Source organism: Streptomyces aculeolatus, from assembly GCF_020400605.1.
GTDB classification, from domain to species: Bacteria; Actinomycetota; Actinomycetes; order Streptomycetales; family Streptomycetaceae; genus Streptomyces; species Streptomyces aculeolatus.
In genome coordinates, this window is sequence record NZ_JAINRD010000012.1 from 1 (window position 1) to 25,060 (window position 25,060).

General features: G+C 73.1%; 22 protein-coding genes. 9 read left to right on the forward strand and 13 right to left on the reverse strand.

The features are described 5' to 3' along the window. A partial coding sequence (locus LG396_RS20315) for an oxidoreductase (RefSeq protein WP_225795849.1) occupies nucleotides 1-881 on the reverse strand: 881 nt, incomplete at its 3' end. A 139-nt stretch (nucleotides 882-1,020) separates the two neighbouring features. Between LG396_RS20315 and LG396_RS20320 the strand changes: the two genes are divergently transcribed. After that, the gene (locus LG396_RS20320) at nucleotides 1,021-1,920 is read left to right on the forward strand and encodes a LysR family transcriptional regulator (RefSeq protein ID WP_308190115.1); all 900 of its coding nucleotides are present in this window, start codon (nucleotides 1,021-1,023) and stop codon (nucleotides 1,918-1,920) included. A 31-nt stretch (nucleotides 1,921-1,951) separates the two neighbouring features. Here the strand turns inward: LG396_RS20320 and LG396_RS20325 are convergent, their stop codons facing one another. The 4 genes from LG396_RS20325 to LG396_RS20340 form a co-directional block, all read right to left on the reverse strand. Next, nucleotides 1,952-2,542: a hypothetical protein gene (locus tag LG396_RS20325; RefSeq protein WP_018842196.1), complete on the reverse strand. Its 591-nt coding sequence runs from the start codon at nucleotides 2,540-2,542 to the stop codon at nucleotides 1,952-1,954. A 34-nt stretch (nucleotides 2,543-2,576) separates the two neighbouring features. Further along, the gene (locus tag LG396_RS20330; protein WP_027767781.1) at nucleotides 2,577-3,605 is read right to left on the reverse strand and encodes a hypothetical protein; all 1,029 of its coding nucleotides are present in this window, start codon (nucleotides 3,603-3,605) and stop codon (nucleotides 2,577-2,579) included. A gap of 32 nt (nucleotides 3,606-3,637) precedes the next feature. After that, nucleotides 3,638-4,300: a hypothetical protein gene (locus LG396_RS20335; RefSeq protein WP_225795850.1), complete on the reverse strand. Its 663-nt coding sequence runs from the start codon at nucleotides 4,298-4,300 to the stop codon at nucleotides 3,638-3,640. A gap of 155 nt (nucleotides 4,301-4,455) precedes the next feature. Continuing rightward, on the reverse strand, nucleotides 4,456-5,481 hold the full coding sequence (locus LG396_RS20340) for a 6-phosphofructokinase (protein ID WP_018840058.1): 1,026 nt from the start codon (nucleotides 5,479-5,481) through the stop codon (nucleotides 4,456-4,458). 232 nt (nucleotides 5,482-5,713) lie between these two features. On the opposite strand from LG396_RS20340, the gene pta reads away from it, so the two are divergent. Genes pta through pyk form a run of 3 tightly spaced genes read left to right on the forward strand, consistent with a single transcriptional unit; the run spans nucleotide 5,714 to nucleotide 10,536 of the window. Continuing rightward, nucleotides 5,714-7,873, forward strand: a complete 2,160-nt coding sequence (gene pta, locus LG396_RS20345) for a phosphate acetyltransferase (RefSeq protein ID WP_225795851.1) — start codon at nucleotides 5,714-5,716, stop codon at nucleotides 7,871-7,873. Beyond that, nucleotides 7,870-9,078, forward strand: coding sequence for an acetate/propionate family kinase (locus LG396_RS20350; protein WP_225795852.1), 1,209 nt, complete (start codon nucleotides 7,870-7,872; stop codon nucleotides 9,076-9,078). Before pta ends, LG396_RS20350 begins: the two co-directional genes overlap by 4 nt. 33 nt (nucleotides 9,079-9,111) lie before the next feature. Beyond that, a complete protein-coding gene (gene pyk, locus LG396_RS20355; protein WP_037753917.1) occupies nucleotides 9,112-10,536 on the forward strand; it encodes a pyruvate kinase in 1,425 nt (474 codons plus the stop codon). A gap of 15 nt (nucleotides 10,537-10,551) precedes the next feature. On the opposite strand, the gene LG396_RS20360 is transcribed toward pyk, so the two are convergent. From LG396_RS20360 to LG396_RS20375, 4 genes are all read right to left on the reverse strand, one after another. Beyond that, a complete protein-coding gene (locus LG396_RS20360) occupies nucleotides 10,552-11,880 on the reverse strand; it encodes a hypothetical protein (protein ID WP_225795853.1) in 1,329 nt (442 codons plus the stop codon). Then, entirely contained in the window at nucleotides 11,867-12,457 is a 591-nt protein-coding gene (locus tag LG396_RS20365) for a DUF6114 domain-containing protein (RefSeq protein WP_225795854.1), read from the reverse strand. The genes LG396_RS20360 and LG396_RS20365 overlap by 14 nt, the downstream gene beginning before the upstream one ends. A 90-nt stretch (nucleotides 12,458-12,547) precedes the next feature. Then, entirely contained in the window at nucleotides 12,548-13,177 is a 630-nt protein-coding gene (locus tag LG396_RS20370; RefSeq protein ID WP_018851115.1) for a DUF6230 family protein, read from the reverse strand. A gap of 468 nt (nucleotides 13,178-13,645) precedes the next feature. Beyond that, complete coding sequence (locus LG396_RS20375) at nucleotides 13,646-14,629, reverse strand: tetratricopeptide repeat protein (RefSeq protein WP_026276884.1); 984 nt, start codon at nucleotides 14,627-14,629, stop codon at nucleotides 13,646-13,648. A gap of 196 nt (nucleotides 14,630-14,825) precedes the next feature. Here LG396_RS20375 and LG396_RS20380 point away from each other — a divergent pair, with 196 nt between their 5' ends. Then, nucleotides 14,826-15,476, forward strand: a complete 651-nt coding sequence (locus LG396_RS20380; protein WP_100298778.1) for a TetR/AcrR family transcriptional regulator — start codon at nucleotides 14,826-14,828, stop codon at nucleotides 15,474-15,476. Nucleotides 15,477-15,542: 66 nt separating this feature from the next. Further along, the gene (locus LG396_RS20385; RefSeq protein ID WP_225795855.1) at nucleotides 15,543-16,517 is read left to right on the forward strand and encodes an NAD(P)-dependent alcohol dehydrogenase; all 975 of its coding nucleotides are present in this window, start codon (nucleotides 15,543-15,545) and stop codon (nucleotides 16,515-16,517) included. A 64-nt stretch (nucleotides 16,518-16,581) separates the two neighbouring features. On the opposite strand, the gene icmA is transcribed toward LG396_RS20385, so the two are convergent. Further along, nucleotides 16,582-18,282: a coenzyme B12-dependent isobutyryl-CoA mutase large subunit gene (gene icmA, locus LG396_RS20390; RefSeq protein WP_225795856.1), complete on the reverse strand. Its 1,701-nt coding sequence runs from the start codon at nucleotides 18,280-18,282 to the stop codon at nucleotides 16,582-16,584. A gap of 151 nt (nucleotides 18,283-18,433) precedes the next feature. Here icmA and LG396_RS20395 point away from each other — a divergent pair, with 151 nt between their 5' ends. After that, a complete protein-coding gene (locus LG396_RS20395; protein WP_018840047.1) occupies nucleotides 18,434-18,781 on the forward strand; it encodes a DUF3817 domain-containing protein in 348 nt (115 codons plus the stop codon). Nucleotides 18,782-18,869: 88 nt separating this feature from the next. Here the strand turns inward: LG396_RS20395 and LG396_RS20400 are convergent, their stop codons facing one another. Continuing rightward, nucleotides 18,870-19,376 (reverse strand): MarR family winged helix-turn-helix transcriptional regulator, encoded by a 507-nt coding sequence (locus LG396_RS20400; RefSeq protein WP_018840046.1) that lies wholly within the window; start codon nucleotides 19,374-19,376, stop codon nucleotides 18,870-18,872. A 21-nt stretch (nucleotides 19,377-19,397) separates the two neighbouring features. After that, nucleotides 19,398-20,738, reverse strand: a complete 1,341-nt coding sequence (locus LG396_RS20405) for an MFS transporter (RefSeq protein ID WP_225795857.1) — start codon at nucleotides 20,736-20,738, stop codon at nucleotides 19,398-19,400. 119 nt (nucleotides 20,739-20,857) lie between these two features. Between LG396_RS20405 and LG396_RS20410 the strand changes: the two genes are divergently transcribed. Both LG396_RS20410 and LG396_RS20415 read left to right on the forward strand, forming a co-directional pair. After that, nucleotides 20,858-21,850 carry an ArsR/SmtB family transcription factor gene (locus LG396_RS20410; RefSeq protein WP_225795858.1) on the forward strand — a complete coding sequence of 331 codons (993 nt, stop codon included), beginning with the start codon at nucleotides 20,858-20,860 and terminating at the stop codon, nucleotides 21,848-21,850. A 120-nt stretch (nucleotides 21,851-21,970) separates the two neighbouring features. After that, nucleotides 21,971-22,978 (forward strand): glycoside hydrolase family 6 protein, encoded by a 1,008-nt coding sequence (locus LG396_RS20415; protein WP_225795859.1) that lies wholly within the window; start codon nucleotides 21,971-21,973, stop codon nucleotides 22,976-22,978. Between the two features lie 148 nt (nucleotides 22,979-23,126). On the opposite strand, the gene glxA is transcribed toward LG396_RS20415, so the two are convergent. Then, the gene (gene glxA / locus LG396_RS20420) at nucleotides 23,127-25,058 is read right to left on the reverse strand and encodes a radical copper oxidase GlxA (RefSeq protein ID WP_225795860.1); all 1,932 of its coding nucleotides are present in this window, start codon (nucleotides 25,056-25,058) and stop codon (nucleotides 23,127-23,129) included. Nucleotides 25,059-25,060: the final 2 nt, after the last annotated feature.

A 25,060-nucleotide genomic window follows, 5' to 3' on the forward strand; every position in this document is an offset into this window, starting at 1 on the left:
CCGCCCGTGGGGCGGCCGATCCCGTCCAGTTCCGCCATGTCCTCCTCGGAGAGCGCGAGTCCCGCCCCCGCGACGTTCTCACGCAGGTGCGCCACCGTCGAGGTGCCGGGGATGAGCAGGATGTTCGGCGACCGCCGCAGCAGCCACGCCAGCGCGACCGCCATCGGCGTCGCGGCCAGCCGCGCGGCCACGGCGGACAGCGCTGTGGACTGCAGCGGGGTGAAGCCGCCGAGCGGGAAGAAGGGCACGTAGGCGATGCCGCGGCCGGCGAGGTCGTCGATCAGGTCGTCGTCCTGCCGGTGGGCGAGGTTGTACATGTTCTGCACGCACACGACCGGCGCGATCGACCGCGCCTCGGCGACCTGTCCGGGCGTCGCGTTGCTCACGCCGAGGTGGCGGATCAGGCCCTGCTGCCGGAGCGCGGCCAGGGCCTCGAAGGGCTCGGCGAGCGAGCCGGGCAGGGGGCCCCGGGCGTCGCCGAGGCGGAGGTTGACCACGTCGAGCGCGTCGAGGCCGAGGTCGTCGAGGTTCTCGCGGACGGCGCGGCGCAGGTCCCCGGGGCGCCGGGCCGGCGGCCAGCCGCCCTGCGGGTCGCGTACCGCGCCGACCTTGGTCACGACGTGCAGGGACGCGGGGTAGGGGTGGAGCGCCTCGCGGATCAGCCGGTTGGTGACGCGCGGTCCGTACGCGCCGGCGGTGTCGATGTGGGTGATCCCGAGGGCGACGGCCTCCCGCAGGACGGCGAGCGCGCCGTCGCGGTCGGCGGGCGGGCCCATGACCCCGGGGCCGGCGAGCTGCATGGCGCCGTAGCCGACGCGGGTGACGGTGAGGTCGCCCAGGGTCCAGGTGCCGCCGGGAGGTGCGGCGGAGGGGGTCTGCATGGCTGTGCCTTTGCTGTCGGGCCGGTGGCGGGCTCGTTCCGCCCGTGCCGTCGATGCTCGCGCGCCGGCGGCGGGCGCGGCCAATACCGGCGCGGTGGGCTGTCATACCCGGCAGGTATCACCGTCGTACGCTGGCAGGGTGGACACCCCCGAGACGCCGGACACCTTGCGGGCGCCGGACACCCTGGAGACCCGCGAGCTGCGGTACTTCGCCGCCGTGGCCGAGGAACTGCACTTCGGCCGCGCCGCCGAACGCCTGGGCATCGCCCAGCCGCCGCTGTCCCGGGCGGTCCAGCGGCTCGAACGGCGCCTCGGCGTCCGCCTGCTGGAGCGCAACCGCCGCGGCGTCGCCCTGACCGCCGCCGGAGAGACGCTGCTCCACGAGGGCCGCGCCGCCCTCGCCGCGACCACCGCCGCCGCCCGCCGCACCCGCCGCGCGGGCGGGGCGGACGGCGCGGGCCGCTCGGCGGCGGCGCCCAACCGCCTGGTGCTGGCCGTGAAGGCAGCCGCGTCCCACGAACTGCTGCACAAGCTCCTCGACGCCTACGCGGCCGAACCGGACGCCGCCGAGGTCGAGGTGCTGCCCAGCGGCACGTGCGAACAGGGGGAGATGCTGCGCGACGGCCGCGCCGACGTCGCGCTCATGCACACGCCGTTCAACTCCCTCGCCGGCTTCGACAGCGAGGAGCTGACGAGCGAGGGCCAGATCGCCGTCCTGCCCGCGGCCCACCCCCTCGCCGCGCGTACGAGCCTGACCCTCGCCGACGTCGCGGACATCCCCGGCCTCCCGCTCGCCCGCTGGACCAGCGAGGACCCCGGCCCGGGCCCCGAGATCCACGACCAGACGCAACTCGCCCAGCTGATCGCCCTCGGCCGCACCGCGGCCGTCTTCCCCGACTCCGCCCGCGCCTGGCTGTGGGCCGAGCACACCGCCGTCCCCCTCGGCGACGCGCCGCAGATCGTCACCCACCTCGTGTGGCCGGCACACAGCCGCTCCCCGGCCCTGGCTCGGCTGGTCCGCACCGCAACCGCCCTGTGACACCCGCCCGCGGGGCCGCCCCCGCCCCGCGCTACTCCTCGACCTGCGCCCGCTGCCACGCCAGGTAGTCCGCCACCAGCTCCGGCGGATTCGCCTCGGCGGTGAGCGGGATCTGCTCCTCGGGATCGTCCATGTCGAACAGCACCACCGGAACGGGCCGCCCGAGCACCTCCTCGACGCGCCCCGTCTCGTGCAGATGCCGCGCCACGTCGACGCAGTCCTCCGCGAAGTCCGCACACAACAGGTCGTACGCCGCGGCCCACCGCCCCGAGAACTGCTCCCCGTCCTCGAACCACAACCCCTTCGCCACCGCCTCCGCACGGTGCAGCGCGGTACCCACGGGGTCCTCGGGCACGTGCCCGACGCGCTCGAAGCCGTCGAGGATCCAGTACGCGTAACTCCACCGCACCTCGCCGTCCGGATCCAGCTCACCGCGCGCGGCCTCGCGCTCGCGGTGTATCTGCGCCTCGGTGTTGTAGCCGACGGACACGTACGGGTAGCGGGCGTCCTGGTCGACGCGGTACATCTGGAAGGCGACGACGTAGATCTCCGGTCTCAGCTCCGCCGGGAACGTATCCAGGATCCGGTACGCCTCCTGCTTCAAATGCTGCCGGAACGTCATCTCCGCCCACCCTTCCCAGGCCCCGCAACCACCGTCACCGCACGATCGCCTGGATCTCCCGCACGTCGAGTTCCTGCGTGGCCTCGATGATCCCGGTGGGCAGCGGCTCGTCCTCGGTTCCGTCGGACGCGCTCCAGCTGACCTCCCAGGTGACCGAGGCGGTGAAGTCGTACGGCCCGGTGCTCTCGGAGGACCGAAGATAGGTCACGCCACACGGCGGAACCTTGTCGGCGTCCCCCTTGCGATACGGAGTACCCACACGCCCGTCGCTCATCGCGCACGCACCGCCGCCGGGATGCAGTTCGGCGTCGTCGGTGCCGGGGTCGATGGTCAGGGAGACGGGGGTGGCGGTGGTCTCGGCCCACATGCCGAGGGCGGGAACCTCGGCCCGCGCGGTCACCGGCTGGAACTGCGCCCCGTCCAGCCACACCCATGTCGGCAGGTTGACGGTCTGCTCACCCTCGGGCCGCAACTCGGCCTCGGTATCGGGCACGACCATCCGCTCGTAGGCGAGTTCGGCGAGCATCGCGGGATCGATGGCCTGGTCGGCGACCCAGTCGGGCGCGGGCTCACCGTTGTCCACCCAGAAGGGGACCTCGTTGCACGCATCACGCAGCGCGCTGTCCGGCTCAGCCGGGTTGGGCACGCCGGCCCAGAACATGCCCTCGCCATCGTTCGCGACGTTCCAGTCCTTGAAGCCCGGGTGCTTCGGCCAGCTGTAGCCGTCTTCGTAATGGTCGAGCATCTGTTGCAGGGCATTGCCCGCGTGGCCGGTCATCCCCGGCATCTTCATCTGCCCTTCGATGGACTTCTTGGTGACCCGCTTGAAGTCCTTGGCGCCCAGGTACGGGGCATACCAGCAGGGCGGCGGGTCCCATCCGCCCGTCGTCGGCGTGAGGTTGCCGGGGCCGCTGCCCTTCTCCTCGACGGCTCCCGAGTAAACGATCCCACCACCGGTCTGAGCCCACACAGCCTGGTCGTCGGCCCCGGCGTCGGTCCCCGGGTCCGTGATGAGGTCCGCGTGGGCCGGCGCCCCCGCCGACAGCACCAGGCCGATCCCCACCAGGAGCGATAACGCGCTCCTCGTCCTCGGCGCTACCCCCTGCATTGTGTCGCCTCCGTCTCGACCTCGATGTTGGTGGCCTGCCAGACGTCGTCCCTGCCCGGGTACGCACCCATGACGACCCGGTAGTACAGGAAGCTGGAGTCGCTCTCCTCGGTGCGGAGAACCTTCCCTGAGCCGACTTCCTTGCTGAACATCTCCGACTGGTTGGCGCAGAACGACAGCGCGACCGCAGTTGCGTGCGTCTCCCTTTCGAGCCGGTAGAAGCGCTGCGTACCCGTCAGGGTGACCCCTGCCTCAAGGCTCTGCTCGACCTGGTCCTGGGCGTACGTCAGAGCTTGGTCACGTGCGTAGAACTGAGCCGCCGGATCGGCGTTCGACTGCTCGGTGACACCGCGGAAGATGCTCCGGAGGTAGTTCTGCGCATCGCGCTGCGCCGCAGTCTCGTCAGGCTTCGACGCGTCGTCCCAGTCGAAGACCAGTTCCACGTCCTTCGGCAACGACACATCCGGCGCCCCCTCCGGCGCCTCTTCCTCCGCGTCCGGCGACTTCGGTGCGTCGGAGGACGAGTCCTTCGCGCCCTCGATCTGTTCCGTGCCGCCGTCGTCGCCGGAGTCGGAGTCCCCGCAGGCGGTGAGCGTCAGCGCGGCGGCCGTCGCGAGGGCGGCGGCCGTCAGGGCGGTGCGTGTACGCATGGCAAGAAGCTCCCGGTCGGTCGGCGGGAACAACTGGCTCCGGTACGGGGCCTCTTGTCCCCCGGTGGCGGACTCTGCACGGTACGTTACCGAACCCTCCACCGGGGTTTAAGGACGGCTTTGCGACCTCCCGGTCACAGTGCGGACACGAGCCGTCAGAACACGACCTCCGCCTCGTCCATCCTGTTCGCCGGCACCCGCTTCAGCTCCCGTGTCGCCTCCGCCAGCGGGGCCATCACGATGTCCGTCCCCCGCAGCGCCGTCATCTGGCCGAAGTCGCCGCGGTGCACCGCCTCCACCGCGTGCCACCCGAACCGCGTCGCCAGCACGCGGTCGTACGCCGTGGGGGTGCCGCCGCGCTGGACGTGGCCGAGGATGACCGGCTTGGCCTCCTTGCCCAGGCGCCGCTCCAGTTCGCCCGCGAGGCGGTTGCCGATGCCGGTGAAGCGCTCGTGGCCGTACTGGTCGATCTCGCCCTTCTGGTACTCCATCGTGCCCTCCGCCGGGTGCGCGCCCTCGGCGACGCAGATGACGGCGAACTTCTTGTGCCGGTCGAAGCGCTCCTCGACCATCTTGCACAGGTTCCCGATGTCGAACGGCCGCTCCGGCAGGCAGATGCCGTGCGCCCCGCCGGCCATGCCGGACTCCAGCGCGATCCAGCCCGCGTGCCGGCCCATGACCTCGACGACCATGACCCGCTGGTGCGACTCGGCGGTGGTCTTCAGCCGGTCCATCGCCTCGGTGGCCACGCCGACGGCCGTGTCGAAGCCGAAGGTGCGGTCGGTGGCGGAGATGTCGTTGTCGATGGTCTTCGGTACGCCGACGACCGGCATCCCCGCGTCGGCGAGCATCGCCGACGCCGTGAGGGTGCCCTCGCCGCCGATCGGGATGAGCGCGTCGAGGCCCAGCTCGCGGCTCAGCTCCTCGGTGTTCTCGCAGGCTTCGCGGAGCCGGTCGCGCTCCAGCCGGGACGAGCCGAGGACGGTGCCGCCGCGGGCGAGGATGCCGCTGACCGCGTTGAGGTCGAGCTTGCTGTACCGCCCTTCGAGCAGTCCCTTGAAGCCGTCCTCGAATCCGATCACCTCGTCGCCGTGACCGGCCACGGCCCGGTGGACCACCGACCTGATCACCGCGTTCAGGCCGGGGCAGTCTCCGCCTGCCGTGAGTACTCCGATGCGCATGTCTCTCCTGCTCGGTGCCGTCGCATGCATGCTCGATGCCGATTCTCCCATGCTCCGGGAGTCACCCGTCCGAACAGCCGGTTAACCCTCTGTCACACCGGGCGGTCACCTCGCCGCCACACCGCGCCGTCACACCGCCCCGTCACACCCTGCCCCCGCCGCCGCGCTCCGCCTCCCGCACGGCTGTAGGGTCGAACAGGACCGCGACGGACGGGACGGATGGAGTGCAGGAGTGACCCGCAGCGTCTACGTCGCCGGCATCGGCCGCGGAGACGGCCGTCAGGTCGTCGAGCTGGGCATGATGGAACTGCTCTCCCGCCAGGTCGACCGGGTGGGGATCTTCCGGCCGCTGGCCCACGCCGGCGCCGATGTCCGCGACCCCGTCTTCGACCTGCTCCGCGCCCGCTACCGGCTGAGCCAGCCGCGTGCCGCGGTCCTCGGCATGACGTACGAGAAGGCTTCCGCGCTCCAGGCCGAGGAGGGGACGGACGCGCTGGTGGCCCGGCTCGTCGAGCGGTTCCACGAGGTCGCCGCGGACTACGAGGCCGTGCTGATATTCGGCACCGACTTCGCCGACACCAACATCCCCGCCGAGCTGGCCCTCAACGCCCGCCTCGCCAACGAGTGCGGCGCCGCCGTGCTGCCCGTGGTCGGCGGTGCGGAGCAGTCCGGGGACTCGGTGGTCGCCGAGGTGCGCAACGCGCACGACGCGTACGCCTCCCTCGGCTGCGACGTCGTGGCGATGATCGCCAACCGCGTCGGCCCCGACGCCGCCCCGCGGGCCCGGGCCGCGGCCGAGGACGTCGGCGCCCACCTGCCCGTGCCGGTGTACGTCATCCCCGAGGACGCCGGCCTCGCCGCGCCCACCGTCGCGCAGATCCGGGACGCGCTCGGCGCCGGGCTGCTGGCCGGCGACGCGGGCGGGCTGGCCCGTGACGTACGCGACTTCGTCTTCGGCGGCGCGATGCTCCCCGCGTTCCTGCCGGCCCTCAGCGAGGGCTGCATGGTCATCACCCCCGGCGACCGCGCCGACCTCGTCGTCGGCGCGCTGGCCGCGCACTCGGCGGGCTCCCCCGCCATCGCGGGCGTGCTGCTGACGCTGGACGAGCGGCCCGGCCCGGACATCATGGCGCTGGCCGAGCGGCTGGCGCCGGGGACGCCGCTGCTGACGGTGGCCGAGGGGTCGTTCCCCACGGCCGCCGCGCTGGTCGGGCTGCGCGGCGAGCTGAACGCCGCGACGCCGCGCAAGGCGGACATCGCCCTCGGCCTCTTCGAGTCGCACGTGGACTCCGCGCAGCTCACCGGGCGCCTCGCGGTGGCCGCGAGCGGGCGCGTGACGCCGATGATGTTCGAGCACATGCTGATCGAGCGGGCGCAGGGCGACCGCAGGCACGTGGTGCTGCCGGAGGGCACGGAGGAGCGGGTGCTGCTGGCGGCGGAGGTGCTGGTACGCCGCGGGGTGTGCGACCTCACGCTCCTCGGCGAGGAGCAGACGATCCGCAAGCGCGCGGCGGAGCTGGGGCTGAGCCTGCCGCTGCTGGGCGCGGACGCCCCGGCGGGGCAGCCGGGCGGCCCGGCCACGGCGCGGATCACCGACCCCCGCGTCTCGCCGCTGCGCGAGAGCTTCGCCGAGTTGTACGCGCAGTACCGCTCGCACCGCGGCGTCAGCGTGGAGCTGGCGTACGACGTCCTGGGCAACGTCAACTACTTCGGCACCCTGATGGTGCAGCAGGGCCTGGCGGACGCGATGGTCTCGGGTGCCGCGCACTCCACGGCCGCCACCGTCCGGCCGGCCTTCGAGGTCATCAAGACCGCGCCGGGCGCGGCGATCGTCTCGTCCGTCTTCTTCATGTGCCTGGCGGACCGGGTCCTGGTGTACGGGGACTGCGCGGTCAACCCCGATCCGAACGCCGAGCAGCTCGCGGACATCGCCATCCAGTCGGCGGCGACGGCCGCGCAGTTCGGCGTCGAGCCGCGGGTGGCGATGCTGTCGTACTCCACCGGCACCTCGGGCTCCGGCTCGGGAGTCGACAAGGTGCGGCGCGCGACCGAGCTGGTACGGGACCGCCGGCCGGACCTCCAGGTGGAGGGCCCGATCCAGTACGACGCGGCGGTGGACGCCACCGTCGCCGCCGCCAAGATGCCGGACTCGCGGGTCGCGGGTCAGGCCACGGTGCTGGTCTTCCCGGACCTCAACACCGGCAACAACACGTACAAGGCCGTCCAGCGCACGTCCGGCGCGATCGCCGTGGGGCCCGTGCTGCAGGGGCTCAACAAGCCGGTGAACGACCTGTCCCGGGGCGCGCTCGTACAGGACATCATCAACACGGTCGCCATCACCGCCGTGCAGGCGCAGGGCACCGGCGCACCGGCGCAGGGCGGCCGCCCGTGACCGCCCCGACCCGGGTCCTGGTGCTCAACTCCGGCTCCTCGTCGCTGAAGTACCAGCTCATCGACATGGCCGGCCCGACTCCCGGCGCCGACCGCCCGGCCCGCGGCATCGTCGAGCGGATCGGCGAGCCGCAGGCCCGCGGCGGGGTGCCGGACCACGCGGCGGCGCTGCGCGCCGTCGGGGACGAACTGGCCGCCGCGGGGCACGGTCTCGACTCTCCCGACCTGCTGGCCATCGGCCACCGTGCCGTCCACGGCGGCACCCGCTTCACCGAGCCGGTGCTCGTCGACGACGGTGTGCTGGACGAGATGGAGAAGCTCGTCCCGCTCGCGCCGCTGCACAACCCGGCGAACATCGCGGGCATCCGCGTCGCCCGCGAGCTGCGCCCCGACCTGCCGCAGGTGGCGGTCTTCGACACCGCCTTCCACGCCACCCTCCCCGAGCACGCCTGGCGCTACGCCCTCGACACGGCCACCGCCGACGCCCACGCCATCCGCCGCTACGGCTTCCACGGCACCTCGCACGCCTACGTCTCCCGCGCGACCGCGCGGCTGCTCGGCCGCGACCCGGCGGACCCCGGGGACTTCAACGTCATCGTGCTGCACCTGGGCAACGGCGCCAGCGTCTCCGCGGTGGCCGGCGGGCGGTGCGTGGAGACGTCGATGGGGATGACCCCGCTGGAGGGCCTGGTGATGGGCACCCGCAGCGGGGACCTCGACCCGGCGGTGGTCTTCCACCTCGCCCGCGAGGCGGGCATGGACACGGACGCGATCGACACGCTGCTCAACAAGCGGAGCGGTCTCGTCGGCCTCTGCGGCGACAACGACATGCGGGAGATCGGCCGCCGGATCGCCGAGGGCGACGAGCGGGCGGCGCTGGCCTTCGAGGTGTACGTCCACCGCATCCGCAAGTACGTCGGCGCGTACACCGCCGTGCTGGGCCGGGTGGACGCCGTGGCGTTCACCGCCGGCGTCGGGGAGAACTCCGCGGCCGTACGGGAGGCGTCGCTGCGCGGTCTCGGGGTACTCGGGATCGAGCTGGACTCCGTACGCAACGCGGTCCGCGGCTCCGCGCCCCGCGTGGTCTCGGCGCCCGGCTCGCAGGTGGCGGTGGCCGTGGTGCCCACCGACGAGGAGCTGGAGATCGCCACCCAGACCCGCGACCTGGTCCGCGGGGGCGGCTCGGCGCCCCCGCCACCGGAATAATTCCGGCCGAGAACAAACCGATAGGATGCCGCCATGCGCCGAGCGAAAATCGTCTGCACCCTGGGTCCCGCCGTCGACTCCTTCGAGCAGCTCAAAGCGCTGATCGAAGCCGGAATGTCGGTGGCCCGCTTCAACATGAGCCACGGCACCCAGGCCGAGCACCAGGAGCGCTACGACCGGCTGCGCAAGGCCGCGGAGGAGACCGGGCGGCCCATCGGCGTGCTGGCCGACCTCCAGGGCCCGAAGATCCGGCTGGAGACCTTCGCCCAGGGCCCGGTGGAGCTGGCCCGCGGCGACGAGTTCACCATCACCACCGAGGACGTGCCCGGCGACCGGACCATCTGCGGCACCACGTACAAGGGCCTGCCGGGTGACGTCTCCCCCGGTGAGCGCATCCTCGTCAACGACGGCGCGGTGGCGCTGGAGGTGCTGGAGGTGCGCGGCCCCGAGGTGCGCACCATGGTCATCGAGGGCGGCGTCGTCTCCGACCACAAGGGCATCAACCTGCCCGGCGTGGCGGTGAACGTCCCGGCGCTCTCCGAGAAGGACGTGGACGACCTGCGCTTCGCGCTTCGCATGGGCTGCGACATGGTCGCGCTGTCCTTCGTCCGCGACGCCGGCGACATCGCCGACGTGCACCGGGTCATGGACGAGGTCGGCCGGCGGGTGCCGGTGATCGCCAAGGTCGAGAAGCCGCAGGCGATCGACCACATGGAGGAGATCGTCCTCGCCTTCGACGGCGTGATGGTGGCCCGCGGCGACCTGGCGGTGGAGTACCCGCTGGAGAGGGTGCCGATGGTGCAGAAGCGGCTGATCGAGATGTGCCGCCGCAACGCCAAGCCGGTGATCGTCGCGACCCAGATGATGGAGTCGATGATCAGCTCCTCGCGCCCGACGCGCGCCGAGGCGTCCGACGTCGCGAACGCGATCCTGGACGGTACGGACGCGGTGATGCTGTCGGCCGAGTCGTCGGTCGGCAAGTATCCGATCGAGACGGTCAAGACGATGTCCCGGATCGTGGTGGCGGCGGAGGACGAGCTGCTCTCGCGCGGGCTGCAGCCGCTGGTGCCGGGCAAGAAGCCGCGTACGCAGGGCGGGTCCGTGGCCCGGGCCGCGTGCGAGATCGCGGACTTCCTGGACGCCCGGGCGCTCGCGGCGTTCACCCAGTCCGGGGATACCGCGCGGCGGCTGTCGCGCTACCGCGCGTGCCAGCCGATCCTGGCCTTCACCACCGACGAGAGCACGCGCAACCAGCTCTGCCTGAGCTGGGGCGTGGAGCCGGTGCTCGTGCCGCACGTGGACAACACCGACGCGATGGTGGACCTGGTGGACGCGGAGGTGCTCAAGCTCAACCGCTTCCACGCGGGCGACACGATGGTGATGACCGCCGGGTCGCCGCCCGGGGTGCCGGGCACCACGAACATGGTCCGCGTGCACCACCTGGGCGGCGAGCGCTGAGCGGCGCGGGGCGCGCTACTCGATGGTGTTCTGCAGCCCCGGCACGGTGAGCGTGCCGCCGAACTGACCGGCCTGGATGACCCGTACGTCGGTGAAGAAGGCGAACGGCAGGTCCAGCGGCGGCGGGCTCTCGGGGCTGAACGTCATCGGGATCAGCCCGAAGAGACTGCCCTTCAGCTCCTCGGTGTACATGGTCACCGTGCCGTTGCGGATGGTGGAGGTGCTGCCCTCGTCGGCCCGTACGTGCGAGGTGTTCCTGCCGGGGCCGACGACCGTCTGGTGCAGGTCGCGGATGTCGACCCCGTCGTCCGCGGTGTACTTGAGCACCTTCTTCACCGCGCCGCTGTAGGTCCGCACCTCGACGATGCCGTGGTACTTCAGCCCCTTGAGGGTGAGCTTGGTGGACTCCAGCCGCCAGGGCTCGTCGGGCAGCAGCGGCAGCCCGGGCTCCGGTTCGGCGTTCGCCAGGGCCTCGGGGTCGGGGGTGGGGCAGGGGAACGGCTCCTTGCCGTCCGCGGCGGCACCGTCCCCGGTGTCCGGCTTCTCGTCCGCCGGGTCCTCGGCCGTGTCCCGTACCTTGTCGTCCAGTTCCTCCACGGTGGCGCCGGCCTCGTCGGCGGCGTCGCGGATGGCCTTCTCCTTCTCGCGCCGCTCCTCGTCCGCCGCGGCGCCGGAGCCCGGCTCCGGCCCCGTACCGCCGCCGGATCCCGAACCGGCGCCGCCGGCGCCGGAGTCGGCGTCCGCCGAGTCTCCGGACGACCCGGCACCGGACTCGGGCTCCGCTTCGGGGTCGTCCGGGTCGAACACGTCGCCGAGCTTGTCGCCGAGGCCCAGCGGGTCGTACCACGGGTTGGACTCCGACGGCGAAGGACTCGGCTCCGCCTCCCCGGACTCCCCCGTACCGCCCACGTCGGACCCGCCGCCGGCGGCACCGCCCGACCCGGAGCCCGAGCCGTCGCCGCCGTCCGGGCTCTTCGTCGCCGACGGGCTGGGCGACGGCTCGCCGTCCGGCTCCGCCTGCTCCCCCGCACCGGCCGCGTCCTCGCCGCCGCCCGAGGCGCCGTCCGCCTTGTCCCCGTCCCCGGCCCGGTCCTTCGACCCGCCCTTCGAGTCGTCCTTCGGCTCGTCCGACTGCTCGGCGCACGGCCCCGGCCGCCAGCGGTCCGCCGGATCGTCCTCGGCGATCGCCGGCCGCGGCGTGAGGCCCAGGCCCAGGAAGACCGCGGTGGGCATGGCCGCCAGGGCTATCGCCTTGCCCGCCGGCACCCGGCCGAGCAGCGACCTGCGGGGCGCCGCGTGCCGCGGCCCCCTGCGCGCCGCCCTCGTGTGGTCATCCGGCCGCACGGTGCCTCCCGCCGTCGATCTCCTCCAGGACGTCCGTACCGATCCCGGCGACGCCTGCTCTCTTCCCGTCCGCCGCGCCGTCCGACCGGTCCGCGCCCTCGGCGGAGTCGCCCGCCGAGGGCTGTGCCGGGGACTTGGCGGAGCCGGACTCGCCGGAGTCGTCGCCGGCGGCCTCCGCCGCGGTCTGCCCCGGCACCCAGGAGACGGCCAGTGCCCCGCCGATCATCGACAGCAGGAAACCCACCAGCAGCCCGCCGAAGTTGGACACCGGGATCGACACCAGCGCCAGCACGATGGACGCGACGCCCGCGAACACCCGGACGACGGAGTGGAACCACATGGTCAGCCCGAGTGTCACCAGCAGCACGCCGATGATCAGGCCGCCGGCGCCCGCCTGCGTCGCCATCTGCAGGCTGAGGTTGCCGAGCTTGATGTTGTAGTACGGCAGCGCGCCGATGGGCACGCCGCCCGCGATGGTCAGCAGACCCGCCCAGAACGGACGGGAGCCGCGCCAGGCACGGAATCGCAGCCGCCAGGTGTTCAGACGGTGCAGCAGGTCCGGCAACTCGGCGCTCATGAATACAGCTCCCCGGTACGGCAGTGCGGTTCAGTCAGAGGGGGGTCCGGCGGGGAGCGGTACGCGCCTCCCCGCCGGCCGAGTGCGTGGTCAGAAGCACTCTTTGACGCCCTTGTGCAGCTTCATGCTGAGCCCGCTCAGCTTGAAGGTGCCGGCGCTGGTGGCCCAGGCGGTCTGCTTCACATCGGTGAGGATGGCCTTGTCGGCCTCCTGCGCGAACCCGTTCGGGTTCGCCTTGTCGCCCTTGCCGATGCCCGGTCCCTTGGTGCTGGACCCGGCGGCCACACCGATGTTGATGTTCTCGAACGTCGCGTCGGCGTCGAGCTGCGCGATGTCGATGTAGAGGTTCTTGGCCTCCACCGGCTTGTCGTCGCCGGCCGTCAGCACGAGGCTGACCGAGCCGATGAGCGGGACGTCGGGCGTGACGACCGACTGGCACATGCCGTTGATCTTCGCGTCCTTGAACGCGGAGATCGCCACCGGCCGGGTGGCCTCGTTGCCTTCCAGGTCGTGACCGCTGTCGACACCCCCGTACTGGACGAAGCCGGTGCCCTCCAGCCGGTCCGCCGTGACCTTGAACTCCTGGCCCGACACGCTGAACGACGCCGCCAGCGCGCCCTGGCTGAGCGCCACGCCGATCGCGGCGGTCGCCGCCAGGCTCGGCACCATGACCACGGCGAACCGCTTCCACCTGGTCCCACCACGTGCCTGGGACTCCATGCTTTCCTCCTTCTCGGACGTACGTCCTGGACCCGTGGGCCGGTCCTCGGGAGCGAGGAGGATCCGCACGCGCACGCGGGCGCGGCTCTGCGGGTCCGGGGTACGGGCGGCGGACGCGCTGCGTCGAAGGGGGCGTTACCCCCGAGCGACTCGTTGTCCGGACAGGCTCCGGCCCGCGGGAACGGCCCGCGGAAACGGGGAACCCCCCTGTCCGGATGGCGATCGTGGTGCATCGGAAGGGGGGCGCACAAGGGGTTCGTTACCAACGGGTAACGCGAAGGGTGACGCAGATCCGGCCACAGTGGCCGGATCCTGCACCCAGGGTCGCCGCCCGGCGCGGACGTACCCGACGAGAAAGCATGACAAAGACGGTCATCTGACTGGACGTCAGTTACTGCGAGTAACAGCCCTGCTCACAGTCAATTTTTGGCAAAGCGGCAGGGGCTGTCACCCTGTGTCGACCTCCGGTCAGAACAGCACGCGGGCCAGCGCCTGCCGCCCGGCGACCACCCGCGGGTCGTCGCCGCCGACGACCTCGAACAGCTCCAGCAGCCGCACCCGCGCCGCCTGCCGGTCCTCGCCCGCGGTCCGCGCCACGGTGTCGACGAGCCGGCCGAACGCGTCCTCGACGTGCCCGCCCACCAGGTCCAGGTCGGCGACCCGGATCTGCGCCTCGACGTCCGCGGGGTTGTCCGCCGCCTCCTTGCGCACGGCGGCGGGGTCGAGCCCCTCCACCCGGCGCAGCAGCTCCGCCTGCGCCAGGCCGAGCGTGGCCTCGACGTTGCCCGGGTCGTCGGACAGCACGTTCTGGTACGCCTGGATCGCGCCGCCCAGGTCGCCCCGGTCCAGCGCGTCGCCGGCCGCCGCCAGCGCGCTGTCGTACGGGCCGGCCGGCTCCTCCGCCTCCTGCTCGCCCGCGCCGTCCTCGCCGGCCGCGGCCTCGTCGCCGGCCACCGGCCGGCCGACGATGCCGAACTGCTGCTCGGCGACCTTGACCAGCTCGTCCAGCACCTGGCGGATCTGCGGCTCGGGCGCGGCGCCCTGGAACAGCGGGATGGCCTGCCCGCCGACGACGGCGAAGACCGCCGGGATGGACTGGACGCCGAACTGCTGGAACAGCATCTGGTTCGCGTCCACGTCGATCTTGGCGAGCACGAACCGGCCGGCGTACTCCTGCGTCAGCCGCTCCAGCAGCGGGCTGAGCTGCTTGCACGGCTGGCACCACTCGGCCCAGAAGTCGACGACGACCGGGACCTCGGTGGAGCGCTGGAGAACCTCCTCCTGGAAGCCGGCCTCGTCGACATCGATGACCAGCGAACCGGCGCCGGGCGCGGGCACCCCGTCGCGGGCGGCCCGGTCGCGGGCCGCCTCCGCCTTCTCCTTGGCCTCCGCGGCCGCCTTCACCGCGGCCAGGTCGACCGCTCCGCTCATAGACATGTTGCGTGGCTGCATACGCCCTATCCTCCCCCCTTCGCGCGGTGCATTGAACGGACGGGCCGCGGATGACCCGTCGAACCCGCCCGGAAGGGTTCGTCCCGGGCGGGTTCCCAGGTGCAGCAGAAGACACCGGCCGCTCGGGGGTGACTTACGCTACGGGTCGTAGCGTAACCCACGTGGCGCGGCCGGGAGAAGGGATAAGGTCCAGCTCATGAGCCACGAGCCCCCCTCCGCACGGCGCCCGGGCCGCCCCCGCAGCGCGACCGCGGACCGGGCCATCCTGGACGCCGCCCGGGACGCGATCGCCGAGTCGGGCTGGGCCGGGGTGACCCTCGGCGGCGTCGCGGCCCGCGCGGGAGTGGCGAAGACCACGCTCTACCGGCGCTGGCCGGGCAAGAACGAACTCGTGCTGGACGCGCTCGCCGACCTCTTCGACTCGCTGCGGCTGCCGGACCACGGCAGCCTGGCGGCCGACGTGGAGGACGTGGTGCTGCAGTTCGCCGGGCTGCTGCGGGAGCCGCGTACGCGCGGCGCGCTGATGGCGGTGCTGGCGGAGGCGGCGCACGACGCGGCGCTGCGCGAGCGGATCCGCGCCTCGGTCGTGGACCGGCAGAAGCACCTGGTGCGGCAGGGCCGCGAACGGGCGCAGGCGCGCGGCGAACTGCCCGTGGAGCCGGACGCGGCGGCGGCGGAACGCAACGCGGACATGGTCTTCGACGTGATCGCCGGCGCCGTGCTGCACCGGCTGCTGGTCAGCGCGGAGCCGGTGACGGCCGCGTGGGCGACGGCGTTCGCCGCCCTGCTGACCCGCGGCCTGGCCGCGCTGGCGGACCCCGGCGGGCAGGACCCGGCCGCGCAATAGGCCCTTCGGACCTGTCCGGGCCGCGCCCGGAGCGGGATGCTGGCACCCCACCTCCAGGAGGGGCCCATGAAGGCGATCGTGCAGGACCGGTACGGCCCGGCCGGGGTGCTGCGGACGGCGGAGATCGAGCGCCCGGAGCCGGGTGCGGGCGAGATCGTCGTACGGGTGCGGGCGGCCGGCCTCGATCCCAGCGTGTGGCACCTGATGACCGGACTGCCGTACATGATGCGCCTGATGGGCTTCGGCCTGCGCAGGCCGAAGGACCGGGTGCGCGGCTGGGACGCCGCCGGCACCGTCGCGGCGGTCGGCGCGGGCGTCACCCGCTTCGCGCCGGGCGACGACGTGTTCGGCGTGGGCCGCGGCGGGACCTTCGCGGAGTACTGCCGCGGCGCCGCGGACATGTTCGCGGCCAAGCCGGCGGACGTGGACTTCGACGCCGCCGCGGCCGCGCCCACCTCCGCCGTCACCGCGCTGCGCGCGCTGCGCGACGCGGGCGGGCTGCGGACGGGCGGGCACGTCCTGGTGCTCGGCGCCGGCGGCGGGGTGGGCACGTTCGCCGTGCAGCTCGCCAAGGCGCGGGGAGCGGAGGTCACCGGCGTCTGCGGCACCGACAAGACCGGACTGGTCCGCGCGCTCGGCGCGGACCACGTCGTCGACTACACCGAGCGGGACGTCACCGCCGGCACCGGCCGCTACGACCTCGTGCTCGACACCGCGGGCAACCGCCCGCTCACCTCGCTGCGGCGCGTCCTCGCCCCGCGCGGCACGGTCGTCCTCGTCGGCGGCGAGGGCGGCGGCAGGTGGGTCGGCGACCTGCGGCGCTCGCTCGGCGGCTCCGTGCGCTCGGTGTTCTCCGCCCGGAAGGTGCGGGCGCCCTACGTACGCCCCCGGCCGCAGGACGTCGAGGAGGTGCGCGGCCTGCTGGAATCCGGCACGATCAGGCCGGTCGTCGGCCGGAGGTACCCGCTGGCCGGGGCCGCCGAGGCGGTCCGGGACTGGGAGAAGGGCCACACGCGCGGCAAGTCCGTCCTCGTCGTGTGACCCCGCTCCCCCGCGCACACGAACCGGCCGCGCACGAGCGCGGACCGGCCCGCGCGGGTACGGCTCAGAAGGCCGCCGGTTCGGTGTAGACGCCCCACTCGTCGCGCAGCGCGTCGCAGATCTCGCCGAGCGTGGCCTCGGCCCGTACCGCCGCGAGCATCGGCTCGATCATGTTGCCGCCGTCCCGGGCCGCCGCGAGCATGGCCGCCAGCGCGGCGCGCACCCGCGCGTCGTCGCGGGCGTCCTTGCGCGCGGCCAGCGCGCGCACCTGCTCACGCTCCACCTCGTGGCTGACCCGCAGGATCTCCAGGTCGCCGGTGACGGAGCCGGTGTGGCAGTTGACGCCGACGATCTTCTTGTCGCCCTTCTCCAGCGACCGCTGGTAGCGGAAGGCCGACTCGGCGATCTCGCCGGTGAACCAGCCGTCCTCGATGCCGCGCAGGATCCCGGACGTGATCGGCCCGATGGGGTGCTGCCCGTCGGGGTGGGCGCGCCGGCCGCGCTCGCGGATCTGCTCGAAGATCTTCTCCGCGTCGGCCTCGATCCGGTCGGTGAGCTGTTCGACGTACCAGGAGCCGCCGAGGGGGTCGGCGACGTTCGCGACGCCGGTCTCCTCCATCAGTACCTGCTGGGTGCGCAGCGCGATCTCCGCGGCCCGCTCGCTGGGCAGCGCCAGGGTCTCGTCCAGGGCGTTGGTGTGCAGCGAGTTGGTGCCGCCGAGGACCGCGGCCAGCGCCTCGACGGCCGTGCGCACCACGTTGTTGTACGGCTGCTGGGCGGTCAGCGAGACGCCCGCGGTCTGGGTGTGGAAGCGCAGCCACTGCGCCTTCTCGCTGCGCGCCCCGTACACGTCGCGCAGCCAGCGGGCCCAGATGCGGCGCGCGGCGCGGAACTTGGCGATCTCCTCGAAGAAGTCGACGTGGGCGTCGAAGAAGAAGGACAGGCCGGGCGCGAAGGCGTCGACGTCGAGGCCGCGGGACAGGCCCAGCTCCACGTAGCCGAAGCCGTCGGCCAGGGTGTACGCCAGCTCCTGCGCGGCCGTCGAGCCGGCCTCGCGGATGTGGTAGCCGGAGACGGACAGCGGCTTGTACGCGGGGATGCGCTCGGCGCAGTACTCCATCAGGTCGCCGATGAGGCGCAGATGGGGCTCGGGCTGGAAGAGCCACTCCTTCTGCGCGATGTACTCCTTGAAGATGTCCGTCTGGAGCGTGCCGTTGAGCACGCCGGGGTCGACGCCCTGGCGCTCGGCGGCGACCAGGTACATGCAGAAGACGGGGACGGCCGGGCCGCTGATCGTCATCGAGGTGGTGATGTCGCCCAGCGGGATGTCGCGGAACAGCACCTCCATGTCGGCGGCGGAGTCGATGGCCACGCCGCAGTGGCCGACCTCGCCCAGCGCGTGCGCGTCGTCGGAGTCGCGGCCCATGAGGGTGGGCATGTCGAACGCGACGGACAGGCCGCCGCCGCCGGCGCCGAGGATGAGCTTGTAGCGCTCGTTGGTCTGCTCGGCGTTGCCGAAGCCGGCGAACTGGCGGATCGTCCACGTCCGGCCGCGGTAGCCGGTGGCGTACAGGCCGCGGGTGTACGGGAACTCGCCGGGCCAGCCGATGCGCTCGAAGCCGTCGTAGACGTCGCCGGGGCGGGGGCCGTAGGCCGGCTCGACCTCGTCGCCGGAGAGCGTGGTGAAGTCCGCCTCGCGCTTGCGGGCCGCGTCGTAACGCGCCTGCCAGCGGCGCCGGCCCTCCTCCATGGCCGCAGCATCCATGCCGTACCGCCTCTCTCTGCGCGCGGATCGCGCGGCGCATTTAATAGGACGTCCTAGTAAGTGTTGCATGCCCCCGGCCCGGGCGCGGCATACGCGGTCCGGGAGTGGGGGTGGTCACGGCGTGTCCTGCGCGGGGTTTAGGCTCGGTGGCATGAAGAAGAGCGTCCTCACCCGCTACCGCACGATGGCGTACGTGACCGGCGTGCTCCTCGTCCTGCTGACCGTCGGCATGATCGGCAAGTACGCCCTGGACCTCTCCGGCGCGGACGGCTTCACGAAGGCCGTGAGCATCGCCCACGGCTGGCTGTACATCGTCTACCTGGTGTTCGCCTTCGACCTGGGCTCCAAGGCGAAGTTCCCGATCGGCAAGCAGGTCTGGGTGCTGCTCGCGGGGACGGTGCCGACGGCGGCGTTCTTCGTCGAGCGGAAGCTCACCCGGGAGGTCGCGCCGCTGATCGCCCGCGAGGGCGAGCCCGCGGCGGCGAAGGCGGAGGCGTAGCCGGAAGGCACAGGCGGCAGACACGGCCGCAAGGCACAGGCGGCAGCCACGGCCGCAGGCGCACGGCCCCCGCGGGCCGCCGCGCCGGCTACTGCTCGAAGTCGCCCGCGGCTATCCGCAGCGGGCGCAGCATGGCGAAGATCTCCGCGCACTGCTCCTCGTCGTACGCGCTGAGCCCGAAGTCCATCGCCATCAGGTCGTGCGTCGCCTGCTCGACGACCTCGCGGCCCCGGTCCGTGATCGACGCGAGGGTGCCGCGGCCGTCGTTGGGGTTGGGCCGCTTGGCCACGTAGCCGGACCTGACGAGCCGGTCGACGGTGTTGGTCACCGACGTCGGGTGCACCATCAGCCGCTCGCCGATCTTCGACATCGCCAGCTCGCCGGCCTTGGAGAAGGTGAGCAGCACCAGCGCCTCGTAGCGCGCGAAGGTCAGCCCGTACGGCTTGACCACGGCGTCGACCTGCGCCAGCAGGATCTGGTGGGCGCGCATCACCGAGGTGATGGCCCCCATGGCGGGCACGGCCCCCCAGCGCTGGCGCCACAGTTCGTCGGCGCGCGCGATGGGGTCGAACGACAGGCTCAGCGGCTTCGGCACGTCGCCGACCCTACCGCCCGGTCATTTCGCGGTCAGCCCGGTCTCACTCTTCGGTCGGGTCCTGCGCACTTCCAGGCACACCAGCAGCGAGCACACCGAGCCCGTGACGCCGACCGAGGCGACGGCCAGGTGCACCGGTACGAACTCCGCGACCGCGCCCGCGCCCGCCATCCCCACCCCCTGCAGCGTCATCAGACCTGCCGTCTGCAGCGTCATCGCCCGGCCGCGCATCTCCTCCGGCACGGCGGCGACGAACCACTGGTCGAGGCCGAGCGAGTACGAGATCCCGAACCCGGTGAGCACCAGCAGCGGCAGCGCCCAGCCGAAGGACGGATGCGTCACGAAGCCGATCGCGGGGACGGTGCACAGCACCGCCACCGGGAAGACGATCCGCTCCCGGCCGCGCGGGCCGAGCAGCGAGCCGGCGAGGATCTCACTGGTGACCGCGCCGATCGGCATGCCGGTCATGAGCAGGCCGAGCCCGACGGCGCCGATGCCGAGGTCGTCGGCGTACGCGGCGGCCAGCGCCTCGGGGGCGACGACGAACGTCGGCGGGATCCAGGTGAGCAGCAGCAGCGCGCGGATGCGGCGGTCGCGCAGGAAGGTGCCGGCGGCGGCGAGCGACGCGCCGACCGTGCTCGTACGGCCGGGCGCTCCCGCGGACTCCACCGCGGTACGGGCCGGGCGGGCGCGGGTGCCGAAGCGCAGCACCAGCGCCGAGCCGAGCATCCCCACGGCGGTCATCGTCAGCGTCGCGCGCGGGGAGAACGCCGCCAGCAGCCCGCCGAGGGCGAAGCCGACGAGCTGCGCCGCCTGCGCGGTGAGCCGGATGACGGAGCGGCCGAGGACGAACCGGTCGCCGGTGCCCAGGATGTCGGCGAGCGTGGCGATCCGGGTGCCGGTGAAGACCGGCGAGATGACGCCGGCGACGCAGCGGAGCGCCAGCAGCGCGGCGACGGGCATCCCCGGGAGCACCATCAGCGCGAAGCAGACGGCGGCCAGCAGGTCGCAGGTCACCAGCACCCGGCGGGCCGGCAGCCGGTCCGCGATCGAGGACAGCAGGGTGCCGCCGACGAGGTACGGCAGGAGGCCGACGCCGAGGGTGAGCGCGCTCAGCAGCGGGGAGCCGGTCCTGTCGTAGACGAGGACGGTCAGCGCGATGGCGGCGACGACCTCGCCGGTGATCGACATCACGTGGGCGGCGAAGACGAAGCGGAACTCGCGGACGCGGAAGACGTCGGCGTAGCGGGCGCGTGTATCGGCGGAGGCGGCGGCAGGGGCGGCAGGGGTGTCGCCCTGGCCGGACGGCAGGGCCGCGGGCACGGGCGCGGCCGTGCCGTCCGGGGCTGTGGTGTCGCTCATCACCGGAGCCTCGCCCGCTGCCGGCGCGGGCCCGTAGTCTTTCGGCACCAGCCGAATCAGTCCGCGCGGCAAGGACCGCAAGAACAGCAGGGACAGCAAGGACAGCAAGGAGCCCGCCCGTGCCGGTGTACATGCGCTTCGGCCCCGACGACCTGCTGCGCTGCCGCTTCGCGGTCTCCCCGGTCTTCGAGACCCACGAGGCGGTACGCACGCTGCGCCGCACCGAGCGCCACGGCTACCACCGGCCGTGGCTGAGCCGGCTCGGCGAGGCCGCCGCCGGGCTCGACCTCGAACCGCTGTGGATCTTCATGCCGTACGCCGGCCCGGGCTACACCCCGGACTTCCTCGGCGGCCCGCCGCAGGCCGCGTACACCTCGGTGGCGGACGGCCTCGCCCAGCTGCGCGCCACCGACCCGGCGCTGGCGCACGCGGAGATGACGCTGTCGTTCAGCACGCTGCCCGGCGCCGCCGAGTCCCCGCTCGGCCGCAAGCTGCTCGACGACCCCGCCGCCGCCATCGAGCTGATGGCCGACGCCACCGAGCGTGCCTGGCACGCGCTGGTCGAGCCGTTCTGGCCGCGACTGCGCGACCTGCTGGAGGCGGACATCGACTTCCGCGCCCGGCAACTGGCGTCCGCGGGGCTGGGCGAGTTGTTCGCGCTGCTGCACAACCGGCTGAGTTACGAGGACGGGCTGCTGACCGTGCGGACCAAGAACGACTACCGCTACGAGCGCGACCTCGCCGGCGACGGTCTGATGCTGATGCCCAGCGCCTTCGTCTGGCCGGACGTGGTGACCGGTTTCCAGCCGCCCTGGCAGCCCACCGTCATCTACCCCGCCCGCGGCATCGGCACCCTGTGGGCCGACGCCGCCCCCGAGGCGGGGCGGTCGCTGACGCGGCTGCTCGGCGCCGGCCGGGCCGCGGTCCTGGCCGCGCTCGACGAGCCGGCCTCCACCTCCGCGCTGGCCCGCCGGCTGGACCTGGCCCCGTCGTCCGTCTCCGCGCACCTGACCGTGCTGAAGGCGGCGGGCCTGCTGACGTCCCACCGCGAGCGCCACCGGGTGCTGTACGAGCGCACCCCGCTCGGCGCCGCGCTGGCCGCGGGCGGCTGACGCCCATCCGGACGCCACGGGCCCGCGGCTCCGCCCGCGCGGGCGCGGCGTTCCATGGGGAAAGATCCGCTATGTCACGATCGACGGGTTCTGTTCGATCGCCTCCCGCGGGAGAAGTGCATGTCGGCGCGGATCCGTACGCTCACCAGCCTCCTGCTCCTCGGGTTCCTGCTCGGCTGCACGCCCCAGGACGGGGGCGGCGACGGGGACGAGCCGCGGAGCGGCGAGACGGCGCGGCCGGCCTCGGCGGCGAAGTCGCCGTTCTGGGTGGACCCCGGCTCCCCCGCCGCCCGCCAGGTGCGCGCGTGGAAGCAGCAGGGGCGGGCGGACGACGCCGAACTGCTGGAGCGGATCGCGAGCCGGCCGGTCGCCGAGTGGCCCGCCGGCCACGACCCCGGCGCCGACGTGCGCACGGCGGTCCGCGGCGCGGCGGCCGGAGGGCGCACCGCGGTGCTCGTCGCGTACAACATCCCGCACCGCGACTGCGGCCAGCACTCCGCGGGCGGCGCCCCCGACGCCGCCGCGTACGAGCGCTGGATCGGCTCCTTCGCCGACGGCATCGGCGACTCCAAGGCGGTGGTGATCCTCGAACCCGACGCCGTCCCGCACGTCGTGGACGGCTGCACCCCGCCGGAGCTGCACGAGGAGCGCTACCGGCTGATCTCCGGGGCCGTCGCCCGGCTCAAGCAGCACCCGGGCGTCAAGGTCTACCTCGACGCCGGGAACTCCGCCTGGATCTCCGACCCCGGCAACCTCGCCCAGGCGCTGCGGCGGGCGGGCGTCGGCGAGGCCGACGGGTTCGCGCTCAACGTCTCCAACTTCCGGCGCACCGGCGAGCAGCTCGCCTACGGCCGCCGGGTCTCGGACCTGCTCGGCGGCGCCCACTTCGTCATCGACACCAGCCGCAACGGCAACGGCCCGATGAACGGCGCCCCGGGCGAGGTGTGGTGCAACCCGCCGGGGCGCGCCCTCGGCGAGCCGCCGACGACGCGGACCGGCGACGACCGGGCCGACGCCTTCCTGTGGGTCAAGCGCCCCGGGGAGTCGGACGGGCAGTGCCGCGGAGGGCCCAAGGCCGGCGAGTGGTGGCCGGACTACGCCCTCGGCCTGGCCCGCCGCGCGGGCTGACGCCCCGTCCGGTACGCGCGCCGGGCGCGCCGCGCGGGCGGCGCGCGCCTGTACGGGCCGCGGGCGCGCCCGTCCGATCCGGTACGCGCCCGCCCGCGGCCTGGTACGCCGGCGGGGCCGAGGGGCAGCGGCCCCGCCGACGGGCTTGTCAGGGCACGTGCACCCACTTCGCCTCGGACGGCACGCCCTTGCCGTCGGCCACGAAGAGCATGTACCAGCCCGGCGGCACCAGACTCGGGTCCTCCGGCACCGTCACCGTCACCTTCCCGCCGCTCTTCCGCACGTCCAGCTGGATCGAGCGCTGCTCGACGTCCGTGACGTGGGTGACCGAACCCGGCCGGATCAGCCGCGCCTTCGCCACCCGCTCCGCCCCCTCGACCTCGTACGTCGCCTCCCGCCCCCGCTCCGGGCGCTCGGGCCCCGCACCGATCCTCAGCCGCGTCGCGTCGTCCGCCTTGTGCAGGTACGGCGGCGTGAAGATCTCGATGCGCTTCTCGAAGGTGCCGGGCCGGGTGTTGGCCTTGTCGCCGTAGAGGGAGTCCGAGCCGAAGGTGGCCACCCGGCCGTCGGGCAGCAGCACGGCCTCGGAGTGGTAGTTGCGGCCGACCTCCGGATCGGCGGCGGGCGTGAAGGCGTTGGTGGCCGGGTCGTAGAACTGCGCCTTCTTGATGTCGCTGGCGCCGCGGCCGCGGTAGTCCTCGGAGCCGCCGCTGGTGAAGACCGTGTCGTCCGGCATGATCACGCTGTTCAGGTAGCGGGTGCCCTGCGGCAGCGAGGGGCCGTCCCGGTACGCGGGCCGGTCCTCGGTGAGGTCGATGATCGAGGTGCGCGGCGTCGACTTCGCCGACTCCCCCACCCCGCCGCCGCCGAGGACCATGACCCTCTGGTCCTGCGCGGGCGGCAGCAGCAGCGAGCCGGCGGTCTCCAGCTGGTCGGGGTCGGTCATGCCGGGGACGGTGGTGAAGGAGTTGTCCTTCAGGTCCCAGATCCCGGGCTCGCGGCCGCGGTCGGCCGGGCCGTAGCCGGCGTTGGCGCCGGAGTAGAAGAGCTTGCCGCCCGCGGTGAGGAAGAGCGCGGGGTACGTGGGGAAGTAGCGGTTGGGCGCCTCGGACCACTTCTTGGTCGCGGGGTCGTAGATCTCGTTGTCGCCGTAGAGGATCTCGCCGGACTCGTCGAGGCCGGAGACCGACAGGACCTTGCCGTCCGGAAGCGTCACGAGCGTCGGGTACCAGCGGGCCTTGTCCATCGGGTCGACGCGCACGTAGCGCTCCTCGACCGGGTCGAACTCGAAGGTGTCCTTGATCCCCTGGAAGTCCTGCTTGTCCATGGAGAGCTTCTGCGCCAGGCCGTAGACGTTGTCCGCTTCCTTGCCGGTCAGCCCCTCGACGGCGTATTGCGCCTGCCGGTCCTGGACGTAGCCGCGGCCCTCCTCCTCGGCCTCGACGAAGACGTTGGCCTCGGCGGCGGTGACGACCGCCTTGCCGCCCTTGGCGGTCTTCTTCTCCGCGGCCGGGACGGTGACCGCGGCGGTGGTGCGGTAGACGAGCCCGGAGGGGGCGATGAAGCCGGTGCCCTTCTTGAGCCTGACGGACTCGTCCGGGTCCTCGTTCTTCACCAGCATCCGGCCGCCGGCGCGCTCGACGTCGCCGTCGAGCAGCTCGTAGCGTGCGGTGCCGCCGGCGACCAGCAGCCGGCCGTCGGCGAGCTGGGTGTGGCCGGCGCAGAACAGGTCGGCGGGGGTGGGTATCTCCTCGTAGCTGTTCTTCACCGGGTCCCACAGGATGGTGCGGAAGGTGCCGGCGTCGAACTGCTTCTCGTCGTTGCCGGAGCCGGCTATGAGCAGCACCTTGCCGGTGTGCAGCACCGTGGCGTGGATGGCGTTGAGCCGGTACGAGTCCGGGGTGTCCTGCACCTGCCAGGAGCCGTACCGCGCCTGGTACCCGGGCCGGGATATTCGGTACTCGTGGTACTGCTCCTCGGCGAAGCCTATGGCCGCGGGGGCGTTGAGCGCCGCGAGCAGCAGGACCACGCCCGTGCCCATCGCCGCCTTCTTCAACCGTTTGCCGGGCCGGTACCCCATGG

Coding starts and splice junctions, on each gene's coding strand:
- glxA (WP_225795860.1), bottom strand. CDS start 25,058: ATGGGGTACCGGCCCGGCAAACGGTTGAAGAAGGCGGCGATGGGCACG.
- LG396_RS20405 (WP_225795857.1), bottom strand. CDS start 20,738: ATGAGCGACACCACAGCCCCGGACGGCACGGCCGCGCCCGTGCCCGCG.
- LG396_RS20365 (WP_225795854.1), bottom strand. CDS start 12,457: ATGAGCGCCGAGTTGCCGGACCTGCTGCACCGTCTGAACACCTGGCGG.
- LG396_RS20415 (WP_225795859.1), top strand. CDS start 21,971: ATGTCGGCGCGGATCCGTACGCTCACCAGCCTCCTGCTCCTCGGGTTC.
- LG396_RS20335 (WP_225795850.1), bottom strand. CDS start 4,300: ATGCGTACACGCACCGCCCTGACGGCCGCCGCCCTCGCGACGGCCGCC.
- LG396_RS20380 (WP_100298778.1), top strand. CDS start 14,826: ATGAGCCACGAGCCCCCCTCCGCACGGCGCCCGGGCCGCCCCCGCAGC.
- LG396_RS20340 (WP_018840058.1), bottom strand. CDS start 5,481: ATGCGCATCGGAGTACTCACGGCAGGCGGAGACTGCCCCGGCCTGAAC.
- LG396_RS20385 (WP_225795855.1), top strand. CDS start 15,543: ATGAAGGCGATCGTGCAGGACCGGTACGGCCCGGCCGGGGTGCTGCGG.
- icmA (WP_225795856.1), bottom strand. CDS start 18,282: ATGGATGCTGCGGCCATGGAGGAGGGCCGGCGCCGCTGGCAGGCGCGT.
- LG396_RS20375 (WP_026276884.1), bottom strand. CDS start 14,629: ATGCAGCCACGCAACATGTCTATGAGCGGAGCGGTCGACCTGGCCGCG.
- LG396_RS20395 (WP_018840047.1), top strand. CDS start 18,434: ATGAAGAAGAGCGTCCTCACCCGCTACCGCACGATGGCGTACGTGACC.
- pyk (WP_037753917.1), top strand. CDS start 9,112: ATGCGCCGAGCGAAAATCGTCTGCACCCTGGGTCCCGCCGTCGACTCC.
- LG396_RS20325 (WP_018842196.1), bottom strand. CDS start 2,542: ATGACGTTCCGGCAGCATTTGAAGCAGGAGGCGTACCGGATCCTGGAT.
- LG396_RS20370 (WP_018851115.1), bottom strand. CDS start 13,177: ATGGAGTCCCAGGCACGTGGTGGGACCAGGTGGAAGCGGTTCGCCGTG.